General features: G+C 35.6%; 15 protein-coding genes. 7 read left to right on the top strand and 8 right to left on the bottom strand.

The window, feature by feature from the left end; all coding sequences use genetic code 11:
* The first annotated feature begins 4 nt into the window (after positions 1-4).
* From GQ40_RS15435 to GQ40_RS15405, 7 genes are all read left to right on the top strand, one after another.
* Positions 5-586, top strand: coding sequence for a hypothetical protein (locus tag GQ40_RS15435; RefSeq protein ID WP_047550422.1), 582 nt, complete (start codon positions 5-7; stop codon positions 584-586).
* Between the two features lie 2 nt (positions 587-588).
* Positions 589-1,431 carry a hypothetical protein gene (locus GQ40_RS15430; RefSeq protein WP_047550419.1) on the top strand — a complete coding sequence of 281 codons (843 nt, stop codon included), beginning with the start codon at positions 589-591 and terminating at the stop codon, positions 1,429-1,431.
* Between the two features lie 20 nt (positions 1,432-1,451).
* A complete protein-coding gene (locus GQ40_RS15425) occupies positions 1,452-2,066 on the top strand; it encodes a conjugal transfer protein TraK (protein WP_047550416.1) in 615 nt (204 codons plus the stop codon).
* Positions 2,056-2,985: a conjugative transposon protein TraM gene (traM, locus tag GQ40_RS15420; protein WP_047550413.1), complete on the top strand. Its 930-nt coding sequence runs from the start codon at positions 2,056-2,058 to the stop codon at positions 2,983-2,985. Before GQ40_RS15425 ends, traM begins: the two co-directional genes overlap by 11 nt.
* The gene (locus GQ40_RS15415; RefSeq protein WP_047550410.1) at positions 2,982-3,812 is read left to right on the top strand and encodes a DUF4138 domain-containing protein; all 831 of its coding nucleotides are present in this window, start codon (positions 2,982-2,984) and stop codon (positions 3,810-3,812) included. The genes traM and GQ40_RS15415 overlap by 4 nt, the downstream gene beginning before the upstream one ends.
* A 6-nt stretch (positions 3,813-3,818) precedes the next feature.
* Positions 3,819-4,181 carry a hypothetical protein gene (locus GQ40_RS15410; RefSeq protein ID WP_047550408.1) on the top strand — a complete coding sequence of 121 codons (363 nt, stop codon included), beginning with the start codon at positions 3,819-3,821 and terminating at the stop codon, positions 4,179-4,181.
* Positions 4,182-4,284: 103 nt separating this feature from the next.
* The gene (locus GQ40_RS15405) at positions 4,285-4,962 is read left to right on the top strand and encodes a DNA-methyltransferase (RefSeq protein WP_052184290.1); all 678 of its coding nucleotides are present in this window, start codon (positions 4,285-4,287) and stop codon (positions 4,960-4,962) included.
* Between the two features lie 171 nt (positions 4,963-5,133).
* Here the strand turns inward: GQ40_RS15405 and GQ40_RS15400 are convergent, their stop codons facing one another.
* The 8 genes from GQ40_RS15400 to GQ40_RS15365 all read right to left on the bottom strand — a co-directional run bounded on the left by GQ40_RS15400 (position 5,134) and on the right by GQ40_RS15365 (position 13,509).
* Positions 5,134-6,627: a hypothetical protein gene (locus GQ40_RS15400; RefSeq protein WP_047550405.1), complete on the bottom strand. Its 1,494-nt coding sequence runs from the start codon at positions 6,625-6,627 to the stop codon at positions 5,134-5,136.
* Positions 6,628-6,740: 113 nt separating this feature from the next.
* Positions 6,741-8,321 carry a type IV secretory system conjugative DNA transfer family protein gene (locus GQ40_RS15395; RefSeq protein ID WP_047550402.1) on the bottom strand — a complete coding sequence of 527 codons (1,581 nt, stop codon included), beginning with the start codon at positions 8,319-8,321 and terminating at the stop codon, positions 6,741-6,743.
* A gap of 3 nt (positions 8,322-8,324) precedes the next feature.
* Entirely contained in the window at positions 8,325-9,356 is a 1,032-nt protein-coding gene (gene mobB / locus GQ40_RS15390; RefSeq protein WP_047550399.1) for a MobB family relaxase, read from the bottom strand.
* Positions 9,357-9,367: 11 nt separating this feature from the next.
* On the bottom strand, positions 9,368-9,748 hold the full coding sequence (locus tag GQ40_RS15385) for a BfmA/BtgA family mobilization protein (protein ID WP_026753652.1): 381 nt from the start codon (positions 9,746-9,748) through the stop codon (positions 9,368-9,370).
* Positions 9,749-10,189: 441 nt separating this feature from the next.
* Positions 10,190-10,387 (bottom strand): hypothetical protein, encoded by a 198-nt coding sequence (locus GQ40_RS15380; RefSeq protein WP_047550397.1) that lies wholly within the window; start codon positions 10,385-10,387, stop codon positions 10,190-10,192.
* 12 nt (positions 10,388-10,399) lie between these two features.
* Positions 10,400-10,780, bottom strand: a complete 381-nt coding sequence (locus tag GQ40_RS15375) for a DUF6876 family protein (RefSeq protein WP_047550394.1) — start codon at positions 10,778-10,780, stop codon at positions 10,400-10,402.
* A gap of 77 nt (positions 10,781-10,857) precedes the next feature.
* Positions 10,858-11,202, bottom strand: a complete 345-nt coding sequence (locus tag GQ40_RS15370; RefSeq protein WP_047550391.1) for a single-stranded DNA-binding protein — start codon at positions 11,200-11,202, stop codon at positions 10,858-10,860.
* A gap of 774 nt (positions 11,203-11,976) precedes the next feature.
* Positions 11,977-13,509: a prolyl oligopeptidase family serine peptidase gene (locus GQ40_RS15365; protein ID WP_047550388.1), complete on the bottom strand. Its 1,533-nt coding sequence runs from the start codon at positions 13,507-13,509 to the stop codon at positions 11,977-11,979.
* Positions 13,510-13,516 lie beyond the last annotated feature (7 nt).

Here is a 13,516-nt window from a genome sequence, read left to right as displayed (position 1 = left end):
TATTATGAAGACAAAAATTAAAATTTTATTAATGACTGTATCCCTGACCTTGTTTATGTCAGGTAAAGCTACTGCACAAGGAATGCCCACTTATGACAATACCAATTTTATCAGTTTGGTAAAACAACTATTGGAATCAGGTAAACAGACCGCTCAAATGATTAAGTCTGTAAAATTCCTAAAGGATGCTAAAGAAGCCATCGAGCAAGTATCAAGCGTAGTTCAACAACTCAACGCTGTCCAAGAAATTGCAGACAATAATCAGCGCCTTATTAATGTAATGCAAAATGATTTACAGGACATTTTAAACTCGCGCTACATCAAACCCGATGAAGTTTCAAGAGTTATGGAATCATTTGATGCAATAGTTCAAAATTCATTAGAGACGGTTGACTTCATTGATGAAGTGCTGTCCAGCGATTACCTAAAAATGAGCGATGCCGAACGTGCTCAAATCCTGAAAGCAAAAGAACTGGAATCCAAGCAAATGGTTTCTACCATCACAACGAAAACAAAACGGTATCGAGATATTATTTCTTTCAGAAAAATGCAGGATAAAGTCAATAATCGAGAAACAGATTACTAAAAATGACCGCTACCATACTTTTAGGGATTGGGTTGGAATACATCGATACGGTGTTCCAGACCATACAGAGCAGCAGCTTTTCGCAATACACTATTGCCGGAATGAAAACGCTTGCTGTCCTGTTCTTTCTGGTTAACATTCTGAAAAAGTACAATGAAGGTGTTGCGGATAAAGACGGTTATACTTGGGGATTGAGTCCAGGGGACTTGATGAAGAATTTTGCCATTGTCATATTAGTAATTTTCTCAACGCAGGTATTAGGGTTTTTCGATGGGATATTGGTAGCCATCGAGGGGCAGTATAGGGGCACAGCACCTGCGTTATTACCATTACAAATGCAGGACATTCCGTTAGAGGAAGACGTAAGTCTTTTTGATGCTGCGAGCTCAGCAATGACCCTTTTATACGAAGCTTTAGTAACACCATTGTATGGGTTTAAGATATTGGCATTTATTCTAAGCACTATACTTTGGATTCTTGACCTATTCATTTATCCGTTGTTTTTGGCAGAGCGTTTTTTCCTTTTGGGGATAATGCAAGCGTTCTTCCCTTTGGTCATTAGCCTTGCAGTATTTGAAAAATTCCGTTCACTTGCTTATACATTCTTCAAGTTGTATGCTGCTGTATATATGTTAGTGCCGGCATTCTTTTTAGTCAATGTATTTGTTAATGCAATTTATACGGAAATCAACACCAATTTTTGGGTCAATTTATTTGGAACTGATACAGGTCAAGGCTTTTTTGCGCCTGTTGTTCAATTAGGTTCTGTTGCATTTATTGTATTCCTGAAATTCAAATTGTACAAACGAGCAACGTCCTTTACGCTCAGATTGTTTACTGCCTAAGGCAGATTAAAAATAAGAATATGAAAACACCATACAAAAATATTTATAACGTCCTAAAATTGAATCGGTTTATCGTTTTGGCAGTTGTTGTCTGTGCCTTACTGTCCAGTACCTTTTCAGTTTGGATGGTATTCAATACAAATCAAAAAGCGCTCAATAGTGCTTTTGCAATCAATACAGATGGCAGTATAATTCCCCTGAAGCTCGTAACTCAAAAAGAGAATTTTAGAGTCGAAGCTCTGGCACATTTAGACTTGTTTCACAACTACTTCTATAACATCGATGCCAGTAACTATGAAAGGAATTTGGAAAAAGCACTTTGGTTAGGCAATAGCTCTGTGGATAATCTTTACCGTCAGAAAAAAGCGGATGGCGTTTATAACCGATTACTTCAGTATTCATTGGTTCAAAAAGTATTGAGTACTGACTCAAGGATAAACGAAAATAATGGCTCATATAGTTTTACAACCACCACCATTTTTGAAATTAACAGAGGTTCAATAATTGACACCTACGAATTGGTTTCAACAGGAAACCTGATTATGGTTGACCGAAACTTTCCCAATAATCCGCACGGACTTCTAATTACAAATTACTTCGAGAACACCTTAAAAAAACTAAACGATGAAAGTTGAAAAGAATAAAATAGTATTCGCTGCCGTATTGGCTGTGATTTTTATATTCCTGATTTCCTATTCTGTAATGGTATTGGGCGATGATGATACTGAAATTGAAAACCTAAAACAGACCTTGGTACCTGATTTAGAGGAAAACCAAAAAGAATACGACTCTAAACTGGATGCTATAAATGACTTAAAGAAAGTTCGTGAAAATAACGCGCCCAGCATCTACGATGAAAAGCTGATTGATTCCTTTGGATTCTACGACCCAGATTTACCAGAACGCGAAAAAGAGCGTATTGTAGATAGCATCTATGAAGCTGGCAAAATTCAATATACATCGAAACGATACCAAAACTTAGGACAGAAAAGAACTGTTCGCAAAGCGATATCAAAAATTGATTCTGCTGAAGTAAAGCGGGAACAAAAAATTGAAGCCAAAGAATTAGGCTTAGAACATCAATTGTTCTTTGCTGCTTCGCCAAAACCCAATGAGGTTTCAATCATTGGTAATACAGATGAAACAATTTACGTGGTTGTAGATGGCGACCAAATAGTCAAAGCGAATACCAGATTACGAATGCGACTTACCAAAACAGCTACCATCAATGGTAAGCTGATGCCAAAGAACACACCTATTTTCGGTTTTATAAGCTTTCAACCTAATCGTGCGCTCATTGAAATTGAAAACATTAAGCACCATCCTACAAAACTCAAAGCTTTTGATTTATCTGATGGTAGTGAAGGTATTTATGTACAGAACAATTTTCGGGCAGAAGCCACCACCGAAGTCTTGGACGATATTATTGGCGATATCAACATTCCTACCGTACCACAAATTGGTGGTATATCCAAAGTACTCAGACGTAACAACCGAAACGTAAAAGTTATGGTATTGAATAATTATAAATTAATTCTAAAACCTAAATTATGAGAGCAACAATTTTAATATTTGCGATACTGATTTCCCCTTTCACGAAAGCTCAAACAACCAAAGTTCTCGACACCATTTATGCCAACGACACCAAAAACGTTGCGCTATTCTTTCCAGAACCTATACGGCAAGGTATTACTGGTTCAGATAATTTTGTATTTACATACAATCGTGAAAAAGAACAGTATTTTGGGCTTCTTCAAGCAAAGCCAGGAAAGGAAAGTAATCTTCTGGTAGTCAATAGAAATGGTTCAATTTTTTCGTATATTATAAGATATAAAAAACAGCTCTCTAAGCTCAATTATTTCATTCCGCTATCAAATAGTATCGGTAATGAAAAACCGATTGTAACTGATTCGACGCTTGTTGAATCTTCTGAAGAACTTGTAGATAATAAAACCTATTATTACCAAAAATTCTGCTCGTATCTTCTTGAAAGAGGTCTACGATTTGGTTACTTCACAAAACGAAAAAGTGGTGTGATTTTGAGCATTGAGAATATTGTTTTTGATAAAGAAGAACTCTACTTCGTTATTCAAATTAAGAATAATTCTACATTGGATTACGATTTGAATTTCTTGAACCTTTCGATTGAAACTCGGCAAAAAGGTAAAAGAAAATCGTTGCAACGTCTCTATCAAGAACCGATGTACAAACATAATCTGCCGTCTAAAATTAAGGAAAATGAAATGGCTCGCTTTGTATATGTGATGCCCAAATTTTCATTATCCAATGACCGTAGGGCAATTTTGGAACTGAACGAGAAAAATGGCGAACGCAATATAGAACTGAAAATATCACATAGATATATTAATAATCCAAATTAGAATATTATGAAAAAAATAGTCATTTGCTCGTTAATACTACTATTCATTTCCTGTTCAGGAAATAAAAATTTGTCGCCCGCAGAAACTGCAACAATCGTAGCGGAAAGTTTCTTTTCAAAAGATAAATCTACCCTAAAAAAGCATACCACATCAGAAGGATATGCCAGTTTGAATACGTTATTAGATATGATACCAGACACCGAAAAGGAAATCGAGGTTGACATCTTGGATGAAGCTGTCGATGGTGAAGCGACTTGGGTAAAATATAGTACATCTTATGATGGCAAACCTGGTGTTTTTAAGTTGGTTCAAGAGGATGACCAATGGAAGGTCACGCATAATGGTCCGAGGGAAAAAGGGCCTTTTTAAATAGATTAATTTCTCTGTATTTATTAAAGTGATGTCAGCCTTTTATTGGTGCTGAATAGCTATAACTATGCTCTAATTGTAACGAAACCAATCTGTGTAACAGATGCAAAAAATACTAAATATAGACTGGAATATCGGTATTAAGTCCGTTGCTAATGGTAGCGTAGACTTGGTACTGACCGACCCACCTTATGGCATCAAATACAGAAGTAATAAGCGAGGTAAGAAGCATAAAAAAATGCCAAACGACGATAACTTAGATTGGTTAGATTATTGGGTAAAAGAATTGAAGCGCGTGTGTAAAAATAATGCGCATCTCTATGTATTCTGCTCTTGGCATAACGTGGAAGTCTTCAAGTTTTTTCTTGATAAAGAATTTAGAATAAAAAACATCCTAATATGGGAAAAGGAAAATCACGGAACTGGTGACCTAAAAGGCGACTATGCACCAAAGTATGAAATGATTATTTTTTGCAGTAACGGAAGTAAAAAATTGAATGGTAAACGCGATTGTAATATTTTAAAATCTGCTAAAACCAAAAACAATAACCATCCTACAGAAAAACCGGTAGAGCTAATTAGTTACTTAATTGAAAAAAGTACAACACCTGGGGATTTAGTCTTAGATACCTTTGGCGGAAGTTGCTCAACAGCCATTGCCAGTAAACAGACCAATAGGAATTGTATTGTTTTTGAGATTGAAGCTGACTATTGTAACAATGGCCGAAAAAACTTGGCAAGTGCTTCACCAAGATTATTTGGGATGGATAATTACTTATAATAGCGCGTTTTAGTTTGAAATTTTATTCAATCGAATCAATTAAATCACTTTTTTCACCACCTATTACACCACCTATTACACCACCTATTTGACCACCTATTTGACCACCTAAGATTAAAAATTCTAAACAAAGACTGTCCTTAAGATTGTGAGGACAGTTATGTTATAAAACTAATCTTCTTTGTCTACAAATTTTATTTTGTCCCTGGATGTTATAACTTTTGGAAAATTGGGAATTAAATCTTGGTTTTTAGAAAGGCGCATCTCAATATCATCCCTATTCCACCAAGAGACCCATAAGCCTTTTGACTTTAGTGATTCAAGTTTTTCGGTTAATGGTGCAGAAACTTGAGTATTAACTGCCAAAAAAAATCCTTGAGAATCGTGAGTCTCTACCGTATCTCTAATGTCCAGAACCTTGCCTTTTCCAATTGTAGATGTTCCAGATTTGCACTGCCCTACAACTTTAATCAATATTCTTGGCGGTGCGGTATCGGACATATACTCATTTATTACATTCCACTCAATAATTAAATCTCTACCCTTATCACCTTGATTTATGGGTGCCGGTCTTCTTACACTTTTTACATTTGGTTCACGTTCCAATAGTGCTTTAACTAATAATTCAAATTGGTCTGGACAGACCTTTTCTTTCCATTTGAACTGTGGAATCGGGAATAGAAGTTCTGACTCTCTATTATGCCGCTTTCTGATGATTTCCCTTTCTTTTTTATATTCTTCAAATCCACATATTCTACCTAAGGCAATGATGTAATCATCCATAACGGTTACAATCATATTTTCCATTGGAATAACTGGATATCCTTTTAATTTACCGTTTGTATTTACTTTTTTAAAGTACTCATCCATTTCAGAGTTGGTATCATCGTGAACAAAATTTTTTATATTGTCGCTTAGAACGAATGTCCCATTCTGTCCTTTCAACTGTTCAGTTTTATCTGTACACAACTGCAATGTTGCCTTGAGAAATTTTGCTAGGCTACTTGATTTTATCATAGTAACTTCCTCTTCTATGTCATAGAAATACACCCATTCAGGTCGTTCACGGTCCCCATAATTATTACGGCTGGATATGCTATGCAAATCTGAGAACAAATCTTCGATATCCTCAAGTGAATACTTGTAATTTGAATTATCAATATTCTCATTTTTCATACATTTATCACAAGGGCAGCCAGTAAAATACCATAAGCTTTCTCGCCAAAATGCAACCATTTCTATAATTTCCGTGACAACTTCAATAAGTTGTTTAGCAGTCGATATTCCGTGTAAAATTGGGACTTGAATAGGCACCAAATACCTTCCCCATATTTCATCTTGAACGGCAGGATGGGCAATATCAAATTGCTCACAAGAAATTCCTGACTTGTAGAACCTCAAGAAAGCTGTAAACATCAAACTTAGAACTACGTGCGCATCAGACCTATCACCAGTATAAAACACATCGTATGTTCTCTGAAGAAAGTAAAATGATAAATTTTGGTTCTCATCTAACTGAAGAAAAAGTGTAATACCAGAGGATTGGTCCGTAAATATCTTAAAATAATTATCCTCGGCGATTTGTATGATTAAATGATGTTTTTTACATAATTTTTCAACAATTGCTTTTAGTTCTTGTATTTCTTCAGCGTTCTCTATTTTCATTTAAAGCATTAAAATAAGTACAATTTAAAACTTATTTTACCAGTCATAAATATACTGTTATCCTGTCAAAAATAGCGAAATCATAATTTTTAAATATAGCATCACTCTTTAAATTAGTTAAATATAGATTTTACATCTCTATAAATTTTTTCAAAATTAGCCGCTAAATCTGCCTGAGAATATTGTCTTGATTCTTCTGGAAGCTGTCGTTGAATCTTAGACAATCTAAACTGCACCTTTTTATCTTTGCCGTCCGCATAAGTGATAAACTCGCCTTGTTTCAATCGGAAAAAGACATCTGCTCTAATCTTCGGAATTTCCTTTTCGCCAGTAGTAATTCTTGTATCGAAATCCAAATTGTGACCTCGACTTATGCTTTTCGTGGGATCTTTGATAATTTCAAAAAAGCGCTCGTAATATTTTGCAGTATCTGGGTCGTTGACCTTGCCGAAAAATTGGTAGGATAGATTGCTCAAAATCGCTTTGCTTGCCTTATCGCCATACATCATATCATTCTGTATCTTATCCTGCATCACATATATGGTGGCAATATCGTAACTTCTAAGTGTTGCCGGAATACGGTGCATATTCAATAAACGAATCGTAGGTGCTTCTTCCATCAACAAAAATGAAGGTTTAGAATTTCGCACACTCATTTGCTTGGTAATGGTGTGAATAATTGTGGCGATAACAGGCGAATAGGATGTCTCATATTTAGGGTTGTTCACTACCGAAATGATTGCAGGATTTTCCTCGCTATTGATGTTCAATGGCACTTCGTCTGCGGATAGTGCCATAAAAATACGTTGTGTACTAATTCGTTTCAGCGCATTGGCTAAAGTACTTTTTACACCAGCGGTCTGTCTATCCGAATCTTTCCCACTAATAAAAGCATCTGCCATCGCTCTCGATGTGGTGTTGGTTTCCAAGAACTGGATAAGGCTATCGGTATCGAGTATTTGATAAATGGCTATCAAATGTGGCAACGTACAGTATTTTGGATAGTCGGTTTTCAGTTTCCAAATCAAACCACCAATCAACCCTTCCGCAGCATCGTTGAAGAATTTTGTCGTGCCAGTTGTTCCGCTTTCCCTTTGCTCTAAAAGGTTTTCGATTAACACCCGTGACACTTCGTTTACGCTTTCCTCGTTCTCTAAATAGCGTGGTGCGATAGGATTTACTCTATGGATGATTTTATCAAAGGAAATGACCTTAAAAGGGATATCACTATCCTTGAAAAGTGGGTATGCCATTTCAGTCAATTCAAAATCTTTATAGTCGTGAATGATTCCGCAAAAGCGCTCTTTTCGGAAATGTTTGAGAAATCCATAAACGACACTTTCGGTCTTTCCACTTCCTGCAGAACCGATGATAGATGCGCCACGTTTAATATTATCTAACTTGAAATTTCCTTTAGTCGTAGCAAAATTGACTTGATACTTTCTATCGCTATTTTGTGCATTTTCAGTCTTATGCAAAAAAACATATAGTCCTATATTAATTAACATTAGAGGACATACCAGATAAAGTAAAATCGATACTAATTCGTTCTGTTCCGTTAAATAGAAAACCAAGCAGGAAAGCATTATGAAATTCAAGAAAAGTGCAAACTTGCTCACTCTAAATATCGTATAGAAAACAGTACTGGCCACACCAATAATTGAAAGTATTGTTATGAGATTGTCTATTTCCATACGCTAAATTCCTATTGAACTTGATTTGATGGCCACTTCTGCACCACGTCTTAACCTTTTGAAAATCCGAAGTGCGATTTGTGTTTGACTTACTGGAATACTTGGTACTATTGGCAGACCTGTTTTTGTTATCATTTTAAAAGCCAATGCCTTTTCATTTGCAGGTAATTTCATCAAGGCGGCGAAATATAGATTTGGGCTTTTTACAAAATCCTTTCGTGCTTTGTAGGTCTCTGCAAAGTTGCGTTTGTACCAAAAAGTCTTATCAAACGTCTTTTCAGCTTTCTCAAAAAACTTATCTCTGTCAAAACCACGTTTTACGGTTTCCCCATTCAACTTCACATCGGAAGCTTTGTATTTGCTTCCGGGTGACAAACTAAATCTGTTTGATGCATCCTTTCGGCTCACAATGATATGGATATGACTTTGGTTTCCATCTTTCGCCATTCCCTGGACAATCCGTTTTCCATTTTGTTGATGTGGCGCTTGTAGTTCCAGTTTGGCAATTTTCTTTTCCATCTTTTTAATATTCCCTTCAGCTCGCCCTTCTTGAATATTTCGGATTTCAGTTTTTAGCTGAAGTATTTTTGTGGCAAAGGGTTGGTTCTCTTTTACCTGAAAATCCGTTCCTTTAAATGTGCGTTTGTGTTCAATTTTCGCATAATATTTTATGTCGTCGATATTGACTGGTCGCCCTTTAATTTCTCTATTAAATGAAGCCACATAATCTTTCATCAGCTCGCGAGTATATCTTTTTAAATCTTCGCTACTGTTCTGAAGTTTTCGCAATTCATATTTTGAAGGACTCACGGTAATTGAATAGAATCTTGGTTCGTGTTTTTCCAATTTTGCGGTATTTCCATCTATTTCTTTGACTACTTCTTCAGCGGAAATCTCATCGCCATATTGATTGAAAAAATGTTCCATTTCGTGTTGTTCCAATCCTTTGTTTTCCTTCTCTAAATAGCCAACAAAATCAGCTGAACTTTTGGAAAAGTTACCGCCCATTTTTTGAGGTGTGATTGTGATGTACATAAGCTAAATTTTTAAAGTTCATTGTTGGTATTTCGCTTTTCGCGAAAGCGGACTTCTTTCTTTTCCTCAGCATATTTTTTTTCCAAAATGAGCGGTTTCTTTTTAGGTTCGTCCATTACAAAAAGGGATTGCAACATTGCGACCGTAGGTTTGGTTTGGGTCTTTTCCACGTCTCGCATTATGGCAATAACGGCATTGATTCGTTTTAATAATTTTGCTTCGATGGTACGTCCGGTTGGACCCAATTTTTCCTTTGGCGATATTTCATTGTAAAGGAAAAAATCAAGGATGTTTTCCATAGCTTCCGTGTGCGTTTTGAAGTGCTTCTTGGAAAATTCCTGAAACCTTTTGGCAGTTTTCCGTTTGAACCTGATAGTGATGAATGAGTCCATTTCCTTTCGCTTTTTTAAAGATTTGACGTAAATCCATCCCTGTTTACTGGTGTTTCAAGACCATTTGACGCAAATCGATGGATTTTTTATATCTACTTTATTTTTAAGTGCTTAAAAATCAATAGATTAAAATGAAAATGGAATATGTAACGCGGCGCAGCCCGTTACCCTCTTGCTATTCCTTTTCGGTACGCTTTGGGCGTACCGAAAATCCATACAATCCGGCTAAAAAGCCGATTGCCATTTTCAGGGAAAATGATTTTCCGATATGTTATTTTTCGATGTGTACGGTTATCGGCGAAAGTCGAAAAGTGGATAACCCTACTTAAATTGAATGCTGAATTTCAGCGAAATAAAGATACGTTTTTTTCTTGACTATATATTAATTGGATAGAAAACACCTCTAAAATTTAGAGGTGCTTGCTTTTAATTTCATAAAATTTATATGTTGAAAATGTATTTATACGAATACAAATTCCGAAGTGCTTCTTCATCGAGCATCTTATCCAAATTGGTATTATGCTTTGTGGCATAATCCATTATATCCTTGCCGTACTTTTCCTTTACTTCCTCTTTTGAATTGGCAATTAATCGCTCTTGTGTTTCCTCGTTCAAATCGGTAAAATTTAGATATATCATAACGTCCGATTTTTAATATTCGCTCGGTAACATCAGCGTATCATTTACAAAAAATAAACGCAGTTCATCGAGCGGAAAATCGGTTGCCCTGTAACCGTGTTTTTCCAAAATATTGTCGTTGCCATCGCTGTAAATTATCTCGGCTTCATAACCAGAATAATCCTGTTTTTCTTTGGGCAATCTTTTGAAGTCTATGGTTAAAAATTCGCTTCGGTTCATCAGACTTTTTGCAATTACGGACGTGTCCGTAATGAGCCAAAAACATTCAGCGACTTCTGATAAATATTTCAATCCGTCCGTAAAACGGGTTCGCAATAATGGGATTTGATAAAACATTTCTGTTCCACTAAAATATTGCAATCGCTCTTTTATTTCGTTAACTTGTGCTTTCATTGTACATATATTTAATGTGTGAATAATGAAAAAGAGGGCGAAACTTTCGACAGGTGCGCCCTCTTTCTTTTTGAAGATTACTTATCGCTCTTGCTTCCAAGTAATAGGATTTCATCGGCTACAACTTCTGTAACGTAGCGTTGCTCATCATTTTCGGTTGTATAGCTTCGGGTTTTAAGTTTTCCCGATATTCCAACTTCTTTGCCTTTTTCGACAAATTTCTCAACGATTTCAGCAGTCTTGCCCCAAGCTACTACGGTATGCCAATTAGTATCTGTTTGCTTTTCTCCTTTGGCATCTTTGTAATACTCATTTGTTGCAAGTGAAAAACGGGCTACTTTCTTTCCGCTTTCAAGGTTCGTAATGGTTGGCTCTTGACCAACGTTTCCAATTAACTGTACGTGATTTCTAATAGTACTCATAATAAAAAGATTTGTGTCTGCTTTGTTACAGACTGGTTTATATTTCCCCTATTTGTTTTAAACTGAATTAAATTTTAAGGGGTGTTTGTTCTTTTCTTCTGTGCATAGCACAATGGATAAAGTGGGTTTTGTCCAGACTTTTAGGGTAAAATCAGGTGTGTTTGCGACGTAGTAATCCCGATAGCTATCGGGATTCAAGGAAGTAGAAACCTTATTTTTCACTAAAACTTGTATAGTCTTGACAAGTTCCATAAGGGCATTAGCAATTCTTTTAAACGCAGTTGCGTTTGAGCGTACCGACAGTTAAGCGAAATAAGTAGCTGTGTTTATATTAGAATTGGTTATGTCGTGCCTGTTTTTCGACGACCCGAAAAACAACAAAGGCTTTATCCATTATAAACCCCTTAAAATGTGTAAGACAGCGGTTTGGTTTTTAAGGATTTTCGAGTGAGGGCTCAAGAAGACCGCGCCGAAAATCCTGTTAAGAAAATCAAGCCGATGGCTTTCCGATTAAAAAAGCGGACTTAGTTCACGATTTTGGCTCTGGAATGTAGTGTTCCTTCCCAATCCCGATAACTATCGGGACGGGAAGGGTTAGCGGAATGGAAAGCTGAAATTGGGGATTGTGTCCAAGACCTTTGTAATGAAGCTCTTTTCACGGAATGAAGTGGTTGCCTGCTTTTTCAGCAGGCGAGCGTGGAATGTAGGGGAATGTGCTGAGTGGGTTATGAAAACAAGATTACAATTCTTTTTATTTGTTGTTAACTGCTGGTTTTATTGCTTAATTTGTTTCAATCTATCAATTGCATTTTGATTTGCAGGATTTAATTCCAAGGACTTTTCGTAATTTATAATAGCGTTAGGGTAATCCTTATTATAAAAATATGCTTCAGCTAAACTATCATATAAATTTGCTGATTTTGGGTAAAGATGTAATGCTAATAAAATGACATTATATCCTTGTTCTTTCTTGTTAGGATTAAATGACAATCGCAATCCTAACATATTTAGCATTCCTTCTTGAAGTTGAAGATTTGGATATTCAGCAATAGTTTTTTTATATAAACTGATTAAATCTTGATAGTCTTGTTTATATGCTAAATCATTAAAATCCTTATAGATAAAATCCTTCTCGATAGCCTTTTTTGTTTGTTTCGAAATCAAAGTTTCGGAAAAGCCATTTTCCACAACACTATTTTCAATGAAATCAATAGCATTTTCCTCATTTTTTAGTGTTGCATTTAAGAACTGTAAGGTGTGTTGACAAAGCAGTTTATAGGAAGCCATTATTTTTTCATCACTTTTATCTTGCCTTTTATCCCTATCAGCGAATAAGACACCGAACGAACTAAAATAGGAATGTGTAAGGTCGTGAAATCTATATCTATAAACATTGCTATACTTCAAAGAGTCATACAATTGAAATTTGTAGTTTAATTCTTCGGGAATTTTATCATTGGTTAGAACTTCTTTTGGAATCTCTTCTTGGGCAAAATGGATGTAAGGAATGACAAATTTATCTAAATTAAAAAAAGGTGATTTTTCCAAAACAGGATAATTGTACCTATCAGCTCCATCCAAACTTACAACTGCACTTATATTCTTGTTTTTCATAACTGTAATAGCGTTTGATAACCCACCAAAACTAAATCCCATTAATGCCACTTTTTCCGAATCAATATTTTTGTAGCTGTGAATTTCTTTTATAAGGAACTCTACATCTCTTGATTGCGTTTCCATATCTTTTGTGGTTGCTCCTTCTAACCAACGTGTATCTGTTCCTCTTGAAGGGCTTGATATAACAACGAAGCCATTACTGGCTAAATATTCAAATAACGAAAAGTTCTCAATTGAAGAGGCTTGATAACTTGGTGCGTATACAACAATTGGAAACTCTTCGTTTAAAGGTTTGGAATTTAAAAAAGCTGTAGTTTTCTCAGTAAGATGCGCTTTATTTTCTGGTGTGTTTGACAAGTCTTTAAACCAATCTAACAAAAAATAATTTGGTAAATTTTTCCATTCTTCTTCTTCTTTTAAAACCTGTAAGTAATCTAATACAGTCAATTTGCTAGAAATATTATTCGTTTTAGTAGTCGGATACCAAATACTTATTGGAATGGGTCTCTTGATAAGTCGATTGTTAAACTCATTATGAATCCGATAGTTTCTTGTGCTATCATTGACTGTATAATGTTTAAAGCCTACTTCATATTTTCCAGCTTTAAGCCCGATTTCTTTTAAGGATGTTTGTCCTTTCATAGAACAGACTTGAAGAAGTATTATGGTTACTAAAATTATTTTTCTCATAATTGTG

The organism is Psychroserpens sp. Hel_I_66, from assembly GCF_000799465.1.
Classification (GTDB): Bacteria; Bacteroidota; Bacteroidia; order Flavobacteriales; family Flavobacteriaceae; genus Psychroserpens.
This window is presented reverse-complemented; position numbering and strand designations above follow the sequence as displayed.